Raw genomic sequence first — 19,268 nt, forward strand, 5'->3', positions numbered from 1 at the left:
CGGGTGGAGATGAAAATGGCGGCACGTTGGTACATCGTCCACGCATATTCCAATTTTGAAAAGAAGGTCGCTGAGGACATCGAGAACAAGGCTCGCCAGAAGGGGCTTGAGCACCTGTTCGAGAAGATCCTCGTGCCGACCGAGAAGGTGGTGGAAGTGCGTCGCGGCCGCAAGGTCGACAGCGAGCGCAAGTTTTTCCCGGGCTACGTCATGGTTCGTGCCAATCTGACCGATGAAGCCTATCACCTGATCAAGAATACGCCGAAGGTTACAGGTTTCCTCGGCTCCGACAATAAGCCAGTTCCGATTCCGGATTATGAAGCCGAGCGCATTCTCGGTCAGGTCCAGGAAGGTGTCGAGCGGCCGAAGGCCTCGATTACCTTCGAGATCGGCGAGCAGGTTCGCGTTTCCGACGGCCCGTTCGCTTCGTTCAACGGCACGGTTCAGGACGTCGACGAAGAGCGTTCGCGCCTGAAGGTTGAGGTGTCGATCTTCGGCCGCGCAACGCCGGTCGAACTCGAATACGCTCAGGTCGAGAAGGTCTGATTGCAAGAGATTGGAAGCTGGCCTTGCGGCCTGTTTCCTGCGGACTATGTCCGCATCCGCGTGGAAGGTGAGGGGGTCTTAGCCGGACCCTGATGATCCGCACCACGCAACCGCAGCCGCCGGAGAGATCCGGCATCACGGGCCGGGCGACCGGCCGTTCATGAAAGGCAGAGAGATATGGCTAAGAAAGTTGCAGGCCAGCTCAAGCTTCAGGTCAAGGCAGGATCGGCAAACCCGTCCCCGCCGATTGGTCCGGCGCTTGGTCAGCGTGGCATTAACATTATGGAATTCTGCAAGGCGTTCAATGCCGCCACGCAGGAAATGGAAAAGGGTATGCCGATCCCGGTCGTCATCACCTATTACCAGGATAAGTCCTTCACCTTCGCGATGAAGCAGCCTCCGGTCAGCTACTGGCTGAAGAAGGAAGCGAAGATCACCTCCGGTTCCAAGACGCCCGGCAAGGGCGCCAAGGCCGGCTCCCTCACAAAGGCTCAGATCAAGTCGATCGCAGAAGCCAAGATGAAGGATCTGAACGCAGCGGATATCGAAGGTGCAATGGCGATGATCGAGGGCTCTGCCCGCGCCATGGGCCTGGAAGTGGTGGGTTAAGATCATGGCTGGTAAGCGCACGCAGAAGATCAACGAAGGTGTTGATCCCACCAAGCTCTACGCTCTGACCCTGGCCATCGGCATGGTCAAGGAACGGGCTGTCGCCAAGTTCGACGAAACCATCGAAGTCTCGATGAACCTCGGCGTCGACCCGCGCCATGCGGACCAGATGGTTCGCGGCGTCGTCAACCTGCCGAACGGCACCGGCCGTACGGTTCGCGTTGCCGTCTTCGCTCGTGGCGTCAAGGCTGATGAAGCCAAGGCTGCCGGTGCCGATATCGTCGGCGCTGAAGAGCTCGTCGAAATCGTCCAGGGCGGCAAGATCGAATTCGATCGCTGCATCGCCACCCCCGACATGATGCCGCTCGTCGGTCGTCTCGGTAAGGTTCTCGGCCCGCGGGGCATGATGCCGAACCCGAAGGTCGGCACCGTCACCATGGATGTCGCCGGAGCCGTCAAGGCTTCCAAGGGCGGCGCTGTCGAGTTCCGCGTCGAGAAGGCTGGCATCGTCCATGCCGGCATCGGCAAGGCCTCTTTCGACGCCAAGGCTCTGGAAGAAAACATCCGCGCTTTTGCCGACGCCGTCATCAAGGCGAAGCCGGCTGGCGCCAAGGGCAACTACGTCAAGCGCGTGGCGATTTCTTCGACCATGGGCCCCGGCGTCAAGATCGAAGTCGGCTCGGTCACCGCAAGCCCGACTGCGTAAATTATTGCCGGGCTTTATGTCCGGCGACTGAATTTCCGGCCTCGAAAGGGGCCGGAATATTCCGGAGAAATCCGGAATCCTGTCCGAGATTGCAGGTGGTTTTCCCTTAATCACTTTGCCTGCATGAGACGGGTAAGACCCGAATTGCATGAAGTTCGCTTCTAGGAAATCGGTTCGAGCCTTGGATGCCTTGTGCCTCTTTAGCCTTGATTGGCGCGAGAGCGCGGGGGGACAGGATCCTCAAGCGTCGCTTGGGATCTCGCATGATCCCAGGAGGCAAAGGCAACCCGGCGGGCCCATTCTCGGTCCCGCCAACTGGAGATAGGCAGTGGAAAGAGCGGAAAAACGCGAATTCGTCACGGAACTGAGTGAAGTCTTCAAGGCTTCGGGCTCAGTTGTCGTGGCCCACTATGCTGGTGCCACAGTCGCGCAGATGAACGATTTTCGTTCGAAGATGCGTGCAGCTGGCGGTACCGTCAAAGTCGCGAAGAACCGCCTGGCCAAAATTGCCCTTCAGGGTACGGAAGCGGAAGGGATTACCAATCTCTTCAAGGGTCAGACGCTGATTGCATACAGCACCGATCCGATCACCGCTCCGAAGGTCGTCATGGATTTCGCCAAGACCAATGACAAAATCATTGTTCTGGGTGGTTCCATGGGAACAACCACGCTCAACGCCGATGCAGTCAAGTCGCTTGCGACCCTGCCTTCGCTCGATGAGCTGCGTGCGAAGCTGCTGGGCATGATCCAGACACCGGCTACCCGCATCGCTGGAGTTGTTGCAGCACCGGCAAGCCAGCTTGCCCGCGTGTTCGCGGCCTACGCCAAGAAGGACGAAGCCGCTTAAGGCGGTTTTTCGCTGTTTATAATCAACCGGTTCGAACCGAACAAAAGGAACTAGTAAAATGACTGATCTCGCAAAGATCGTTGACGACCTCTCCGCGCTGACCGTTCTGGAAGCCGCAGAACTGTCGAAGCTTCTTGAAGAAAAGTGGGGCGTTTCCGCTGCTGCTCCGGTAGCTGTAGCTGCTGCTGGCGGCGGTGCTGCTGCTGCTGTCGTTGAAGAAGAAAAGACCGAGTTCGACGTCATCCTCACGGATGTCGGCGCCAACAAGATCAACGTCATCAAGGAAGTCCGCGCCATCACCGGTCTCGGCCTCAAGGAAGCCAAGGACCTCGTCGAAGGCGCTCCGAAGGCTGTCAAGGAAGGCGTCAACAAGGCTGAAGCCGCTGACATCAAGAAGAAGCTTGAAGATGCTGGCGCCAAGGCCGACGTCAAGTAATCTTGAATTGCTTTTGGGAGGCAGTCTCTGCTGCCTCCCATTTGCCGTTTTTCTGAACGAATTACCCAAAAGCCGCGTCAAACCGGCTTTTGGGTAATGGGTTCTTCAAAAGGATAGTCTCGCACAGAGGGCAGCACAGCAATCCGAGCTGAGCGTTTTCGGGTGTCGGACGAGATTGGATTACTCATTGATTGACGGGATCGACTGGCCATCGGTTCCCGTCCGTTGCAGGCCCGGGTGCAAGATTTTGAAGGAGCGACGATGGCTCAGACCCTTTCGTTCAACGGTCGTAGGCGCGTACGCAAGTTTTTTGGTAAGATCCCCGAAGTCGCAGAAATGCCGAACCTCATCGAGGTTCAGAAGGCGTCCTACGACCAGTTTTTGATGGTTGAAGAGCCGAAAGGCGGCCGGCCCGACGAGGGTCTTCAGGCCGTTTTCAAGTCGGTTTTCCCGATCACCGATTTCTCCGGCGCCTCCATGCTGGAATTCGTGTCCTACGAATTCGAACCGCCGAAGTTCGACGTTGACGAATGCCGTCAGCGCGATCTGACCTATGCTGCGCCGCTGAAGGTGACGCTGCGCCTCATCGTGTTCGATATCGACGAGGATACGGGCGCGAAGTCGATCAAGGACATCAAGGAACAGTCCGTTTACATGGGCGACATGCCGCTCATGACCAATAACGGCACGTTCATCGTCAACGGCACCGAGCGCGTGATCGTTTCCCAGATGCACCGTTCGCCGGGCGTCTTCTTCGACCACGACAAGGGCAAGAGCCATTCTTCTGGCAAGCTGCTCTTTGCTGCCCGCGTTATCCCCTATCGCGGTTCCTGGCTCGATATCGAATTCGACGCCAAGGATATCGTTTACGCCCGTATCGACCGTCGCCGCAAGATTCCGGTCACGTCGCTGCTGATGGCGCTTGGCATGGACGGCGAGGAAATCCTCGACACCTTCTACACGAAGTCGCTCTACAAACGCGACGGCAAAGGCTGGCGCATTCCCTTCAAGCCGGAAACGCTGAAGGGTGCCAAGGCGATCACCGAGATGGTCGACGCCGACACCGGCGAAGTCGTCGTGGAAGCCGGCAAGAAGCTGACCCCGCGCCTGCTGCGCCAGCTTTCCGATAAGGGTCTGAAGGCGCTGAAGGCCGGCGACGACGATCTTTACGGCAACTACCTTGCCGGCGACATCGTCAACTACTCCACCGGTGAAATCTACCTCGAAGCCGGCGATGAAATCGACGAGAAGACGCTCGGCATCATCCTGGCGAACGGCTTCGACGAGATCCCGGTTCTCGGCATCGACCACATCAATGTCGGCGCCTATATCCGCAACACGCTGACCGCCGACAAGAACGAGAACCGTCAGGACGCTCTGTTCGACATCTACCGCGTCATGCGTCCGGGTGAGCCGCCGACCATGGAATCGGCCGAAGCCATGTTCAACTCGCTGTTCTTCGATGCGGAGCGTTACGACCTCTCCGCCGTCGGCCGCGTCAAGATGAACATGCGTCTCGACCTGACCGTCGAAGACACCGTCCGCATCCTGCGCAAGGACGACATCTTGGCCGTGGTCAGGATGCTGGTCGAATTGCGCGACGGCAGGGGCGAGATCGACGACATCGACAACCTTGGCAACCGCCGCGTCCGCTCGGTCGGCGAGCTGATGGAAAACCAGTACCGTCTCGGCCTGCTGCGCATGGAGCGCGCGATCAAGGAACGCATGTCCTCGATCGAGATCGACACGGTGATGCCGCAGGATCTGATCAACGCCAAGCCGGCTGCTGCCGCCGTCCGCGAATTCTTCGGTTCCTCGCAGCTCTCGCAGTTCATGGACCAAGTCAATCCGCTCTCGGAAATCACCCACAAGCGCCGTCTTTCGGCCCTTGGTCCGGGCGGTCTGACCCGCGAGCGCGCCGGCTTCGAAGTCCGCGACGTGCATCCGACCCACTACGGCCGCATTTGCCCGATCGAAACGCCGGAAGGCCCGAACATCGGTCTGATCAACTCGCTTGCGACCTTTGCCCGCGTCAACAAATACGGCTTCATCGAAAGCCCGTACCGCCGCATCGTCGAAGGCAGGGTGACGAGCGACGTGCTCTACCTCTCCGCCATGGAAGAGGCGAAGTACTACGTCGCCCAGGCCAACGCTGAAATGAACCCTGATGGTTCCTTCGTCGACGAGTTCGTCGTCTGCCGTCATGCCGGCGAAGTCATGCTCGCGCCCCGCGACAGCATGAACCTGATGGACGTTTCGCCGAAGCAGGTGGTTTCGGTCGCAGCCGCGCTCATCCCGTTCCTGGAAAACGACGACGCCAACCGCGCGCTCATGGGCTCGAACATGCAGCGTCAGGCAGTGCCGCTGCTGCGTGCCGAAGCTCCGTTCGTCGGTACCGGCATGGAGCCGGTCGTTGCCCGTGACTCAGGCGCTGCTATCGGCGCCCGCCGCGGCGGCGTGGTCGACCAGGTCGACGCGACGCGTATCGTTATCCGCGCCACGGAAGACCTCGAAGCCGGCAAGTCCGGCGTCGATATCTACCGGCTGCAGAAGTTCCAGCGTTCGAACCAGAACACCTGCGTCAACCAGCGTCCGCTGGTCACCGTTGGTGACGAGGTCAACCGCGGCGACATTCTTGCCGACGGTCCGTCGACCGATCTCGGCGACCTGGCGCTCGGCCGCAACGCGCTCGTCGCGTTCATGCCCTGGAACGGATACAACTACGAAGACTCGATCCTGCTCTCCGAGCGCATTGTTGCCGACGACGTGTTCACCTCCATTCACATCGAGGAATTCGAGGTGATGGCGCGCGACACCAAGCTTGGTCCTGAGGAAATCACCCGCGATATTCCGAACGTTTCGGAAGAAGCTCTGAAGAACCTCGACGAAGCCGGCATCGTCTATATCGGCGCTGAAGTTCAGCCGGGCGATATCCTGGTCGGCAAGATCACGCCGAAGGGCGAAAGCCCGATGACGCCGGAAGAAAAGCTTCTGCGCGCCATCTTCGGCGAAAAGGCCTCCGACGTGCGCGATACCTCCATGCGCATGCCGCCTGGCACCTACGGCACGATCGTCGAAGTGCGCGTCTTCAACCGCCATGGCGTCGAGAAGGACGAGCGCGCGATGGCGATCGAGCGCGAAGAGATCGAGCGTCTTGCAAAGGACCGCGACGACGAGCAGGCGATCCTCGACCGTAACGTCTACGGCCGTCTGATCGAAATGCTGCGCGGCCAGGCTTCCATCGCCGGCCCGAAGGGTTTCAAGAAGGGCGCCGAGCTTTCCAACGCCGTCGTTTCCGAATATCCCCGCTCGCAGTGGTGGATGTTCGCGGTCGAGGACGAAAAGGTCCAGAGCGAGCTCGAAGCACTCCGTGGCCAGTACGACGAATCCAAGTCGCGCCTTGAACAGCGCTTCATGGATAAGGTCGAAAAGGTCCAGCGCGGCGATGAAATGCCTCCTGGCGTCATGAAGATGGTCAAGGTCTTTGTCGCCGTGAAGCGCAAGATCCAGCCGGGCGACAAGATGGCTGGCCGTCACGGCAACAAGGGCGTCGTCTCGCGCATCGTGCCTGTCGAAGACATGCCGTTTCTCGAGGACGGCACGCATGTCGACGTCGTTCTGAACCCGCTCGGCGTGCCCTCGCGCATGAACGTCGGCCAGATCCTCGAAACCCACCTGGGTTGGGCTTGCGCCGGCATGGGTCGCCAGATCGGCGAACTGATCGACGCATACAAGGCCAATGGCAACATCGAGCCGCTGCGCAAGACCATCGGCGATGTCGTCGGTGACGGTCCGAAGGCCGAACAGGTCCAGGATTTCGACGACGACTCGGTTCTGCGTCTTGCCGATCAGTGGAAGCGCGGCGTTTCGATTGCGACGCCTGTTTTCGACGGTGCGAACGAAGCCGACGTCAACGACATGCTGCGTCTGGCAGGTCTCAAGGACAGCGGCCAGTCGACGCTTTATGACGGCCGTACCGGTGAGCAGTTCGACCGCCAGGTGACCGTGGGCTACATCTACATGCTGAAGCTCAACCACTTGGTCGACGACAAGATCCATGCCCGCTCGATCGGTCCATACTCGCTCGTTACCCAGCAGCCGCTGGGCGGCAAGGCGCAGTTCGGCGGTCAGCGCTTCGGCGAAATGGAAGTCTGGGCACTCGAAGCCTATGGCGCGGCCTACACGCTGCAGGAAATGCTGACGGTGAAGTCGGACGACGTCGCCGGCCGCACCAAGGTCTACGAAGCCATCGTCCGCGGAGACGACACGTTCGAAGCCGGTATTCCGGAAAGCTTCAACGTTCTCGTCAAGGAAATGCGTTCGCTGGGCCTTAGTGTCGAGCTCGAAAACACCAAGCTTGATGAGGCGCAGGCAGCCCAGCTGCCCGATGCGGCCGAGTAAGCACCTGATAGGGCGTGCGCTGCCAACGCGGCGCACGCCGGTCCCACCGGGCGCCGTATCCGTGTCGGCCCGGAAGGGAAGTTTCGCCGCATCTTGCGGTTATTCTCGTTTAAGCGAGGGAGGCGGCTCCCGGGAAATTGCCGCCGACCATCGCATTTTGAGGGCTCTCAGCCCATGAAGGAGACAGGCATGAACCAAGAGGTCATGAATCTTTTCAATCCGCAGGTGCCTGCACAGAATTTCGATTCGATTCGGATTTCGATCGCATCTCCGGAGAAGATCCTCTCCTGGTCTTACGGTGAGATCAAGAAGCCGGAAACCATCAACTACCGTACGTTCAAGCCGGAACGCGACGGTCTCTTCTGCGCGCGCATCTTCGGGCCGATCAAGGACTACGAATGCCTGTGCGGCAAGTACAAGCGCATGAAGTACAAGGGCATCATCTGCGAAAAGTGCGGCGTCGAAGTTACGCTGTCGCGCGTTCGCCGTGAGCGCATGGGCCATATCGAGCTCGCCGCTCCCGTTGCCCACATCTGGTTCCTGAAGTCGCTGCCATCACGCATTTCGACGCTGCTCGACATGACGCTGAAGGATGTCGAGCGTGTCCTCTATTTCGAAAACTACATCGTCACCGAGCCGGGCCTGACTGCCCTCAAGGAGCACCAGCTCCTCTCGGAAGAAGAGTACATGCTTGCCGTTGACGAATACGGCGAAGACCAGTTCACCGCGATGATCGGCGCTGAGGCGATCTACGAGATGCTGGCCTCGATGAACCTCGAAAAGATCGCTGGCGATCTGCGCGCTGAGCTTGCCGAGACCACGTCGGATCTCAAGCAGAAGAAGCTGATGAAGCGCCTGAAGATCGTCGAGAACTTCATGGAATCGGGCAACCGTCCGGAATGGATGATCATGAAGGTCGTTCCGGTCATTCCGCCGGATCTGCGTCCGCTGGTTCCGCTCGACGGTGGCCGTTTCGCCACCTCGGATCTGAACGACCTCTACCGCCGCGTCATCAACCGCAACAACCGTCTGAAGCGTCTGATCGAGCTTCGTGCGCCTGGCATCATCATCCGCAACGAAAAGCGTATGCTGCAGGAATCGGTTGACGCGCTGTTCGACAACGGCCGTCGCGGCCGCGTCATCACCGGCGCCAACAAGCGTCCGCTGAAGTCGCTCTCCGACATGCTGAAGGGCAAGCAGGGCCGCTTCCGCCAGAACCTGCTCGGCAAGCGCGTCGACTATTCCGGCCGTTCGGTCATCGTCACCGGTCCGGAACTGAAGCTGCACCAGTGCGGCCTGCCGAAGAAGATGGCGCTCGAACTCTTCAAGCCGTTCATCTATGCCCGCCTCGATGCCAAGGGTTACTCCTCGACCGTCAAGCAGGCCAAGAAGCTGGTCGAAAAGGAAAAGCCGGAAGTCTGGGATATCCTCGACGAGGTCATCCGCGAGCATCCGGTTTTGCTGAACCGCGCACCGACGCTGCACCGCTTGGGCATCCAGGCTTTCGAACCTACCCTGGTCGAAGGCAAGGCGATCCAGCTGCATCCGCTCGTCTGCACGGCCTTCAACGCCGACTTCGACGGTGACCAGATGGCCGTTCACGTGCCGCTGTCGCTCGAAGCCCAGCTCGAAGCCCGCGTGCTGATGATGTCGACCAACAACATCCTGCATCCGGCCAACGGCGCGCCGATCATCGTTCCCTCGCAGGACATGGTTCTCGGCCTCTACTACCTGTCGATCCTGAACCAGAACGAGCCTGGCGAAGGCATGGCCTTCTCCGATCTCGGCGAACTGCATCACGCCCTCGAAACCAAGGTCGTGACGCTGCACACCAAGATCCGCGGCCGGTTCAAGTCGATCGACGAGGATGGCAAGCCCTACTCGAAGATCTATGAGACGACGCCTGGCCGACTGCTCATCGGCGAACTTCTGCCGAAAAACGGCAAGGTGCTCTTCGACATCTGCAACCAGGAAATGACCAAGAAGAACATCTCCAAGATGATCGACACGGTCTACCGCCACTGCGGCCAGAAGGACACGGTCATCTTCTGCGACCGCATCATGCAGCTCGGCTTTTCCCATGCCTGCCGCGCCGGCATTTCGTTCGGCAAGGACGACATGGTCATTCCGGATGCCAAGGCCAAGATCGTTGCCGACACCGAAAGCCTGGTGAAGGAATACGAGCAGCAGTACAATGACGGCCTGATCACGCAGGGCGAAAAGTACAACAAGGTTGTCGACGCCTGGGGCAAGGCCACCGAAAAGGTCGCCGAAGAGATGATGGCCCGCATTAAGGCGGTCGAATTCGATGAGAGCACCGGTCGCCAGAAGCCGATGAATTCGATCTACATGATGAGCCATTCCGGTGCCCGCGGTTCTCCGAACCAGATGCGCCAGCTGGGCGGCATGCGCGGCCTCATGGCCAAGCCGTCGGGTGAAATCATCGAGACGCCGATCATCTCGAACTTCAAGGAAGGCCTGACCGTCAACGAGTACTTCAACTCGACCCACGGCGCCCGCAAGGGTCTTGCAGACACCGCCCTGAAGACCGCCAACTCCGGCTACCTGACCCGTCGTCTCGTCGACGTCGCGCAGGATTGCATCGTCACGCACGTCGATTGCGGAACGCAGACGGGCCTCACCATGACCGCCATCGTCGATGCCGGCCAGGTGGTTGCTTCGATCGGCGTCCGCATCCTCGGCCGCACGGCGCTTGATGACATCGATCATCCGATCACGGGTGAGCGCATCGTCGATGCCGGCAGGATGATCCTCGAGCCCGATGTCGTCGAAATCGAGAAGGCCGGTATCCAGTCGATCCGCATCCGCTCGGCGCTGACCTGCGAAATCCAGACCGGCGTCTGCGCAGTCTGCTACGGCCGCGACCTCGCGCGTGGTACGCCTGTCAACATGGGCGAAGCCGTCGGCGTCATCGCTGCTCAGTCGATCGGTGAACCGGGCACCCAGCTCACCATGCGTACCTTCCACCTTGGTGGTACGGCAACCGTGGTCGACCAGTCGTTCCTCGAAGCTTCGTACGAAGGTACGGTGCAGATCAAGAACCGCAACATCCTGCGCAACTCCGATGGCAACCTCGTTGCCATGGGCCGCAACATGACCGTCCAGATCCTGGACGAGCGTGGCGTCGAGCGGTCTTCGCAGCGTGTGGCTTACGGTTCGAAACTGCATGTCGACGAAGGTGACAAGGTCAAGCGCGGCCAGCGTCTGGCAGAGTGGGACCCTTACACCCGTCCGATGATGACCGAAGTGGCTGGTACCGTTCAGTTCGAAGACCTGGTCGACGGTCTCTCCGTTCTGGAAGCCACGGACGAGTCGACCGGCATCACCAAGCGTCAGGTCATCGACTGGCGTTCGACCCCGCGCGGTTCGGACCTCAAGCCGGCGATCGTCATCAAGGACGCCAGCGGCAACATCATGAAGCTGTCGCGTGGTGGTGACGCCCGCTTCTTCCTCTCGGTCGACGCCATCTTGTCGGTCGATTCGGGCACCAAGGTCTCTCAGGGTGACGTCCTCGCGCGTTCGCCGCTTGAAAGCGCCAAGACCAAGGACATCACCGGCGGTCTGCCACGTGTTGCCGAGCTCTTCGAAGCCCGCCGTCCGAAGGACCACGCCATCATCGCAGAGATCGATGGTACGATCCGCCTCGGCCGCGACTACAAGAACAAGCGTCGCGTTATCATCGAACCGGCGGAAGACGGTGTCGAGCCTGTCGAATACCTGATCCCGAAGGGCAAGCCCTTCCACCTTCAGGAAGGCGACTATATCGAAAAGGGTGACTACATCCTCGACGGTAACCCGGCTCCGCACGACATCCTGGCGATCAAGGGCGTGGAGGCTCTGGCCTCCTACCTCGTCAACGAGATCCAGGAAGTCTACCGCCTGCAGGGCGTTGTCATCAACGACAAGCACATCGAGGTGATTGTCCGTCAGATGCTGCAGAAGGTGGAAATCACCGATGCAGGCGACTCGACCTATATCGTCGGCGACAATGTCGACCGGATCGAGCTCGAAGACGTCAACGATCATCTGATCGAGCAGGGCAAGAAGCCTGCCTACGGCGATCCGGTTCTTCTCGGCATCACCAAGGCGTCGCTGCAGACCCCGTCCTTCATCTCGGCCGCGTCCTTCCAGGAAACGACCAAGGTGCTGACGGAAGCGGCAATCGCCGGCAAGACCGACGGCCTGCAGGGTCTGAAGGAAAACGTCATTGTCGGCCGCCTTATCCCGGCCGGCACCGGCGGCACCATGACCCAGATCCGTCGCATCGCCACGTCGCGCGACGAGATGATCCTCGAAGAGCGCCGCAAGGGCAGCGGCGCAGCCGTTGCCACGCCGATGCTGGAGGACATGGCCGAAAAGGCTCCGGCTGCGGAATAATCCGCAGCGGAAGCCGCCACTTTGGTGGCACGCGAATTGAAAAACCGCCCGGAGCGATCCGGGCGGTTTTCGTTTTTAGTCGGCTTTGGTTGGTCGGGGTGAGGGAAGGCGCTGCTTCCGCTTATGCTGCCTTTGGCGACCCGCAGCGCAAGCGGCGGCTCCCTTCAGTTGAAGCGGATGATCGCGACCTCGCCATCGACGGCACCCTGATAGGCGGAGGCGTGCGGCTCTTCGGCCGGCACCTCGGTCAGCATGCCGATCTGGTCGAGATCGGCCTCGATGAAGCCTTCCTCGGCAAGGGCGTTCAAGGCCTCGCGTACGGCAGTGTCGTCGTCGGGCGCCTTCAACATGATGTGCAGGTCGATGCCTTCGCTGCCGTCGGACTCGTAGCCTTTGCCGATGATGATGAAGATCATCGGCCCGTCGAAATTATTGTCGTTGTCAGGTGTCGTAATCATCGCCTGTCCTTCGGCTCTTTGACGATTCGGTCGCTCGAATCCTGCTGTGAGGGCCGCACGCCGCAATTGCTGATTCCTTAACTGCTTTTGCTGCAATGCCCAAGTTTTTATCTTGGTGCTCGGGCCTGATTTCGTCTAGAAGCCTGGAAACAGGGCCTTAGGCCCGCAGATCAAGGCGATACGGCGAGTTTATTTCTTAACCGGCCTTGACGAGATCGGTGGAAACCAGTAGTACCCCGGCCATCAGATCCCATGTGAGGCTTGGCTGTTCGGGGCGACGCGCCCTGAAGTTCACCTCAAACAAGGTTCTAAACGCACGTTGAAGTCATGATGCTGCACGCACGACGCAAATTATATGCGTCCTCTGCTCCTTGTGGTCCATCTGCGGAAGCGGATCGGGCCATATTTTGCGCATTGACGGAAAGCGTGCGTCACTGCCGGAGACGGCGCGAGTTCAAGCCCGCAAGGGTACTGAGATAAAACGTAAGGGATGGTTGAATGCCTACCGTAAACCAGCTGATCCGCAAGCCTCGCCAGGCGAACGTAAAGCGTAACAAGGTTCCCGCACTCCAGGAGAACCCGCAGAAGCGCGGCGTTTGCACGCGCGTCTATACGACGACGCCGAAGAAGCCGAACTCGGCTCTGCGTAAGGTCGCAAAGATCCGCCTGACCAACGGCTTCGAAGTCATTGGTTACATCCCCGGCGAAGGTCACAACCTTCAGGAACACTCCGTCGTCATGATCCGCGGCGGCCGCGTCAAGGACCTTCCGGGTGTCCGTTATCACATCATTCGCGGCGTTCTCGATACCCAAGGTGTCAAGAACCGCAAGCAGCGCCGCTCCAAGTACGGCGCGAAGCGTCCGAAGTAATTCGGTTTTGAGTAATTCGGCGCTGCGCGAGGTCCTCCGCGTGATGAAGCGCCTTAACGGTTGAAGAGACGAAAATTATGTCCAGACGTCATAAAGCAGAAAAGCGCGAGATCAATCCGGACCCGAAGTTCGGTGATCTCGTCGTCACCAAGTTCATGAATGCCATCATGCTCGACGGCAAGAAGTCCGTTGCTGAAAACATTGTCTACGGCGCGTTCGACGTCGTCCAGGGCAAGTCCAAGCAGGAGCCGCTCACGGTTTTCCATTCTGCACTCGACAACATTGCCCCGCACGTTGAAGTCCGCTCGCGCCGCGTCGGCGGTGCGACCTATCAGGTCCCGGTCGATGTTCGTCCGGAGCGCCGCCAGGCTCTCGCCATTCGCTGGCTGATCGCTGCTGCCCGCAAGCGCAATGAAACGACTATGGTTGACCGCCTTTCCGGCGAACTGCTCGATGCGTCCAACAACCGCGGCTCCGCCGTCAAGAAGCGCGAAGACACGCACAAGATGGCTGACGCCAACCGCGCGTTCTCGCACTATCGCTGGTAATTCCGAACGGTATCGAAAGGCAGTCCATAATGGCTCGCGAATATAAAATCGAAGACTACCGCAATTTCGGTATCATGGCGCATATCGACGCCGGCAAGACCACGACCACCGAGCGTATCCTTTATTACACCGGCAAGTCGCACAAGATCGGCGAAGTCCACGACGGCGCAGCCACCATGGACTGGATGGAGCAGGAGCAGGAGCGTGGCATCACGATCACCTCCGCTGCCACCACGACCTACTGGAAGGGCCGTGACGGCAAGACGCGTCGCTTCAACATCATCGACACCCCCGGCCACGTCGACTTCACCATCGAAGTCGAGCGTTCGCTGCGCGTTCTCGACGGCGCCATCGCGCTGCTCGACGCCAATGCCGGTGTTGAACCGCAGACGGAAACCGTCTGGCGCCAGGCCGAGAAGTACAACGTCCCGCGGATGATCTTCTGCAACAAGATGGACAAGACCGGCGCGGACTTCTATCGCTCCGTCGAGATGATCAAGACCCGTCTCGGCGCAACGGCTGTCGTCATGCAGTTGCCGATCGGTGCGGAAACCGAATTCAAGGGCGTCATCGATCTGATCGAGATGAACGCTCTCATCTGGCGCGACGAGTCGCTCGGCGCCCAGTGGGATGTCGTCGAGATCCCCGACGACATGAAGGCCAAGGCTGAAGAGTATCGCGAAAAGCTGATCGAGACGGTCGTCGACATCGACGAAGCCGCGACGGAAGCCTATCTTGAGGGCATTCTGCCCGACAACGAGAAGATCCGCGAACTCGTTCGCCGCGGCACGATCGACGTCAAGTTCCACCCGATGTTCTGCGGCACCGCCTTCAAGAACAAGGGTGTGCAGCCGCTGCTCGACGCCGTCGTCGACTACCTGCCGTCGCCGATGGACATCCCGGCGATCAAGGGCATCGACTTCAAGACTGAAGCTGAAATCGAACGTCACGCCGACGACAGCGAGCCGCTTTCCATGCTCGCCTTCAAGATCATGAACGACCCCTTCGTCGGTTCGCTGACTTTCGCCCGCATCTACTCCGGCAAGCTCGAAAAGGGCACGTCGGTCATCAACACGGTCAAGGACAAGCGCGAGCGCGTCGGCCGTATGTTGCAGATGCACTCCAACTCGCGTGAAGACATCGAAGAAGCCTTCGCAGGTGACATCGTTGCTCTCGCCGGCCTCAAGGAAACCACGACGGGCGACACGCTCTGTGATCCGCTGAAGCCGGTTATCCTCGAGCGCATGGAATTCCCCGAGCCGGTCATCCAGATCGCCATCGAGCCGAAGACCAAGGGCGACCAGGAAAAGATGGGCCTCGCGCTCAACCGCCTGGCTGCTGAGGATCCGTCCTTCCGCGTCAAGACCGACCAGGAATCCGGCCAGACCATCATCGCCGGCATGGGCGAACTGCATCTCGACATCATCGTCGACCGCATGCGTCGTGAATTCAAGGTCGAAGCAACCGTCGGTGCGCCGCAGGTTGCCTACCGCGAAACCATCACCAGAACGCACGAAGAAGACTACACGCACAAGAAGCAGTCCGGTGGTACCGGCCAGTTCGCGCGCGTCAAAATCGTCTTCGAACCGAACCCGGACGGCGAGGAATTCAAGTTCGAATCGAAGATCGTCGGCGGCTCCGTTCCGAAGGAATACATCCCGGGCGTCCAGAAGGGCATCGAAAGTGTTCTGTCTTCGGGTCCGCTCGCTGGCTTCCCGATGCTCGGCGTCAAGGCGACCCTCATCGATGGTGCCTTCCACGACGTCGACTCTTCGGTTCTCGCTTTCGAAATCGCATCGCGTGCCTGCTTCCGTGAAGCAGCCAAGAAGGCCGGCGCTCAGCTGCTCGAGCCAATGATGAAGGTCGAAGTCGTGACCCCGGAAGATTATGTCGGCGACGTCATCGGCGACCTGAACTCCCGTCGCGGTCAGATCCAGGGCCAGGAAAGCCGTGGTATCGCCGTCGTCATCAACGCGAACGTTCCGCTCGCGAACATGTTCAAGTACGTCGACAACCTGCGCTCCATGTCCCAGGGCCGCGCTCAGTACACGATGACCTTCGATCACTACTCGCCGGTCCCGTCGAACGTCGCAACAGAAATCCAGGCAAAGTATTCCGGTCAGAAGTGACCGGAATACCAATTGACCGATAACAAGAATTAGATCCCTTCGGGGACTAGCAAAATGGAGACCCGAAAATGGGAAAGAGTAAGTTTGAGCGCAACAAGCCGCACGTCAACATTGGCACGATTGGCCACGTTGACCACGGCAAGACGTCTCTGACGGCAGCGATCACGAAGTACTTCGGCGAGTACAAGGCGTACGACCAGATCGACGCTGCTCCGGAAGAAAAGGCCCGCGGCATCACCATTTCGACGGCACACGTCGAGTATGAGACGCCGGCCCGCCACTATGCACACGTCGACTGCCCCGGCCACGCCGACTACGTCAAGAACATGATCACCGGTGCTGCCCAGATGGACGGCGCGATCCTGGTGTGCTCGGCCGCTGACGGCCCGATGCCGCAGACGCGCGAACACATCCTGCTGGCCCGTCAGGTCGGCGTTCCGGCCATCGTGGTGTTCCTGAACAAGGTCGACCAGGTTGACGACGCCGAGCTTCTCGAACTGGTCGAGCTCGAAGTTCGCGAACTGCTGTCGTCCTACGACTTCCCGGGCGATGACATCCCGATCGTCAAGGGTTCGGCGCTGGCCGCCCTTGAAGATTCGGACAAGAAGATCGGCGAGGATTCGATCCGCGAACTGATGGCCGCTGTCGACGCCTACATCCCGACGCCTGAGCGTCCGATCAACCTGCCGTTCCTGCTGCCGATCGAAGACGTGTTCTCGATCTCTGGCCGCGGTACGGTTGTGACCGGCCGCGTCGAGCGTGGCATCGTCAAGGTTGGCGAAGAAGTCGAGATCGTCGGCATCCGCCCGACGACGAAGACGACGGTGACCGGCGTTGAAATGTTCCGCAAGCTGCTCGACCAGGGCCAGGCTGGCGACAACATCGGCGCGCTGATCCGCGGCGTCACCCGTGACGGCGTTGAGCGTGGCCAGATTCTGTGCAAGCCGGGCTCTGTCAAGCCGCACAAGAAGTTCATGGCTGAAGCCTACATCCTGACGAAGGAAGAGGGTGGCCGTCATACGCCGTTCTTCACCAACTATCGTCCGCAGTTCTACTTCCGCACGACCGACGTGACGGGCATCGTATCGCTGCCGGAAGGCACGGAGATGGTCATGCCGGGCGACAACGTCACGGTATCGGTCGAGCTGATCGTTCCGATCGCGATGGAAGAAAAGCTGCGCTTCGCGATCCGCGAAGGTGGCCGCACCGTCGGCGCCGGTATCGTTGCTTCGATCGTCGAGTAACTAGCGGCTGGGCCACCAGGCCCAAGGAAAGGATAGGGACGCCGACCTCGGTGTCCCTCTCGATCTTTGAAACCGGTGACCCGCTAACGTAACTGAAGGTAAGTCGTGTCCCTCAATGGTGACACGCGGATAACAGACACAAGGATAAAGTCGAATGAACGGCCAGAATATCCGCATCCGCCTGAAGGCGTTCGATCACCGGATTCTCGATGCCTCCACGCGCGAGATCGTATCGACGGCTAAGCGCACCGGTGCAAGCGTCCGGGGCCCCGTTCCGCTTCCGACCCGCATCGAGAAGTTCACGGTCAACCGGTCCCCGCACATCGACAAGAAGAGCCGCGAACAGTTCGAGATGCGCACGCACAAGCGCCTTCTCGATATCGTTGATCCGACCCCGCAGACGGTAGACGCGCTGATGAAGCTCGATCTCGCCGCCGGTGTCGATGTTGAGATCAAGCTCTGAGACCTCGGGTCTTCGGGCTGAGTGAGAAGGATTGAACCGATGCGTTCAGGTGTGATTGCACAGAAGGTGGGAATGACCCGCGTCTATAACGACGCCGGCGAGCATGTCCCGGTAACGGTACTGCGCATGGAGGCCGTCCAGGTCGTCGCTACGCGTACTGTCGAAAAGAATGGCTATACCGCAGTTCAGCTCGGTGCCGGCCAGGCGAAGGTGAAGAACACGTCGAAGGCGATGCGCGGCAATTTTGCCATTGCCAACGTCGAGCCGAAGGCCAAGGTCACAGAATTCCGTGTGTCGGAAGACCAACTGCTTGAGATCGGCACTGAGATCAAGGCGGGTCACTTTGCAGCCGGTCAGCTCGTCGACGTGACGGGCACGACGATCGGTAAGGGTTTTGCCGGCGCCATGAAGCGCCATGGTTTCGGTGGTCTCCGCGCCACGCACGGTGTGTCGGTTTCGCACCGTTCGCACGGTTCGACCGGCTCGCGCCAGGATCCGGGCAAGGTTTTCAAGAACAAGAAGATGGCTGGTCACATGGGCCAGACGCGCGTCACGACGCAGAACCTGGAAGTGGTTTCGACCGACGAAGATCGTGGTCTGATCCTGATCAAGGGTGCTGTTCCTGGTTCCAAGGGTGCTTGGATCATCGTGCGCGACGCCGTCAAGTCGGCCGCGAAGTAAGGGAGCCAGATCAATGGAATTTAACGTCAAAACCCTCGAGGGAAAAGACGCCGGGAAGGTTTCCCTTTCGGACGCGATTTTCGGCCTCGAGCCCCGCGAAGACATTATCGCCCGCGTCATCCGCTGGCAGCTTGCCAAGAAGCAGCAGGGCACGCACAAGGCAAAGGGCCGCGCTGAAATTTCGCGCACCGGCGCCAAGATGTACAAGCAGAAGGGTACGGGCCGCGCCCGCCACCATTCGGCTCGCGCTCCGCAGTTCCGCGGCGGCGGCAAGGCTCACGGCCCAGTCGTCCGCAGCCATGAGCATGACCTTCCGAAGAAGGTTCGTGCACTCGGCCTGCGTCTCGCTCTTTCGGCCAAGATCAAGGCCGATGACGTCATCGTCATCGACAACCTGGTTGCCACCGAAGCCAAGACCAAGGCTCTCGCGTCTGTATTCGAGACACTCGGCCTGACCAACGCCCTCTTCATCGGTGGCGCAGAACTTGATGGCAACTTCAAGCTCGCAGCTCAGAACATCCCGAACATCGATGTTCTTCCGATCCAGGGCATCAACGTTTATGACATCCTGCGCCGCGGCAAGCTCGTGCTTTCCAAGGCTGCGGTTGAAGCGCTAGAGGAGCGATTCAAGTGACCGATCTTCGCCACTACGATGTGATCGTCTCTCCGGCGATCACCGAAAAGTCCACGCTGGTATCCGAAAACAACCAGGTTGTTTTCAATGTCGCCAAGCAGGCGACGAAGCCGGAAATCAAGGCTGCTGTCGAGGCGCTGTTTGGCGTCAAGGTTACGGCCGTCAACACTCTGCTGCGCAAGGGCAAGACCAAGCGGTTCCGCGGTTTCGTCGGCAAGCAGAAGGACGTGAAGAAGGCTGTTGTGACCCTGGCTGAAGGCCAGACGATCGACGTCTCCACCGGTCTCTGAGGTATAAG

16 protein-coding genes are annotated in these 19,268 nt (G+C 59.7%); 15 read left to right on the forward strand and 1 reads right to left on the reverse strand.

What is annotated here, in order from left to right; translation table 11 throughout:
- Positions 1-15 precede the first annotated feature (15 nt).
- From nusG to rpoC, 7 genes are all read left to right on the forward strand, one after another.
- Positions 16-546, forward strand: coding sequence for a transcription termination/antitermination protein NusG (gene nusG / locus HJB89_RS31390; RefSeq protein ID WP_003547516.1), 531 nt, complete (start codon positions 16-18; stop codon positions 544-546).
- Between the two features lie 177 nt (positions 547-723).
- Positions 724-1,155 (forward strand): 50S ribosomal protein L11, encoded by a 432-nt coding sequence (gene rplK, locus HJB89_RS31395; RefSeq protein ID WP_003547518.1) that lies wholly within the window; start codon positions 724-726, stop codon positions 1,153-1,155.
- Between the two features lie 4 nt (positions 1,156-1,159).
- Positions 1,160-1,861, forward strand: coding sequence for a 50S ribosomal protein L1 (gene rplA / locus HJB89_RS31400; RefSeq protein ID WP_207583841.1), 702 nt, complete (start codon positions 1,160-1,162; stop codon positions 1,859-1,861).
- A gap of 328 nt (positions 1,862-2,189) precedes the next feature.
- Positions 2,190-2,708 (forward strand): 50S ribosomal protein L10, encoded by a 519-nt coding sequence (gene rplJ / locus HJB89_RS31405; protein WP_164009047.1) that lies wholly within the window; start codon positions 2,190-2,192, stop codon positions 2,706-2,708.
- A 58-nt stretch (positions 2,709-2,766) separates the two neighbouring features.
- A complete protein-coding gene (gene rplL / locus HJB89_RS31410; protein WP_164009049.1) occupies positions 2,767-3,144 on the forward strand; it encodes a 50S ribosomal protein L7/L12 in 378 nt (125 codons plus the stop codon).
- A 261-nt stretch (positions 3,145-3,405) separates the two neighbouring features.
- Positions 3,406-7,545 carry a DNA-directed RNA polymerase subunit beta gene (gene rpoB / locus HJB89_RS31415; RefSeq protein WP_207583842.1) on the forward strand — a complete coding sequence of 1,380 codons (4,140 nt, stop codon included), beginning with the start codon at positions 3,406-3,408 and terminating at the stop codon, positions 7,543-7,545.
- A 189-nt stretch (positions 7,546-7,734) separates the two neighbouring features.
- Complete coding sequence (gene rpoC, locus HJB89_RS31420) at positions 7,735-11,943, forward strand: DNA-directed RNA polymerase subunit beta' (RefSeq protein WP_221150953.1); 4,209 nt, start codon at positions 7,735-7,737, stop codon at positions 11,941-11,943.
- A gap of 164 nt (positions 11,944-12,107) precedes the next feature.
- Here the strand turns inward: rpoC and HJB89_RS31425 are convergent, their stop codons facing one another.
- Positions 12,108-12,401, reverse strand: a complete 294-nt coding sequence (locus tag HJB89_RS31425; protein WP_007626097.1) for a hypothetical protein — start codon at positions 12,399-12,401, stop codon at positions 12,108-12,110.
- A 498-nt stretch (positions 12,402-12,899) separates the two neighbouring features.
- Between HJB89_RS31425 and rpsL the strand changes: the two genes are divergently transcribed.
- The 8 genes from rpsL to HJB89_RS31465 all read left to right on the forward strand — a co-directional run bounded on the left by rpsL (position 12,900) and on the right by HJB89_RS31465 (position 19,260).
- Entirely contained in the window at positions 12,900-13,271 is a 372-nt protein-coding gene (rpsL, locus tag HJB89_RS31430; RefSeq protein ID WP_003547537.1) for a 30S ribosomal protein S12, read from the forward strand.
- A gap of 77 nt (positions 13,272-13,348) precedes the next feature.
- Positions 13,349-13,819 (forward strand): 30S ribosomal protein S7, encoded by a 471-nt coding sequence (gene rpsG, locus HJB89_RS31435; RefSeq protein ID WP_003578662.1) that lies wholly within the window; start codon positions 13,349-13,351, stop codon positions 13,817-13,819.
- A gap of 29 nt (positions 13,820-13,848) precedes the next feature.
- Positions 13,849-15,948: an elongation factor G gene (gene fusA / locus HJB89_RS31440; protein ID WP_207583844.1), complete on the forward strand. Its 2,100-nt coding sequence runs from the start codon at positions 13,849-13,851 to the stop codon at positions 15,946-15,948.
- Positions 15,949-16,016: 68 nt separating this feature from the next.
- On the forward strand, positions 16,017-17,192 hold the full coding sequence (tuf, locus tag HJB89_RS31445) for an elongation factor Tu (protein WP_207583839.1): 1,176 nt from the start codon (positions 16,017-16,019) through the stop codon (positions 17,190-17,192).
- 154 nt (positions 17,193-17,346) lie between these two features.
- Positions 17,347-17,655 carry a 30S ribosomal protein S10 gene (gene rpsJ / locus HJB89_RS31450; protein WP_003547547.1) on the forward strand — a complete coding sequence of 103 codons (309 nt, stop codon included), beginning with the start codon at positions 17,347-17,349 and terminating at the stop codon, positions 17,653-17,655.
- A gap of 39 nt (positions 17,656-17,694) precedes the next feature.
- A complete protein-coding gene (rplC, locus tag HJB89_RS31455; RefSeq protein ID WP_007626085.1) occupies positions 17,695-18,336 on the forward strand; it encodes a 50S ribosomal protein L3 in 642 nt (213 codons plus the stop codon).
- Positions 18,337-18,349: 13 nt separating this feature from the next.
- Positions 18,350-18,970: a 50S ribosomal protein L4 gene (rplD, locus tag HJB89_RS31460; RefSeq protein ID WP_207583845.1), complete on the forward strand. Its 621-nt coding sequence runs from the start codon at positions 18,350-18,352 to the stop codon at positions 18,968-18,970.
- Positions 18,967-19,260 (forward strand): 50S ribosomal protein L23, encoded by a 294-nt coding sequence (locus tag HJB89_RS31465; protein WP_003547550.1) that lies wholly within the window; start codon positions 18,967-18,969, stop codon positions 19,258-19,260. The genes rplD and HJB89_RS31465 overlap by 4 nt, the downstream gene beginning before the upstream one ends.
- Positions 19,261-19,268 lie beyond the last annotated feature (8 nt).

The organism is Rhizobium sp. NZLR8 (assembly GCF_019685025.1).
Taxonomy (GTDB): domain Bacteria; phylum Pseudomonadota; class Alphaproteobacteria; order Rhizobiales; family Rhizobiaceae; genus Rhizobium.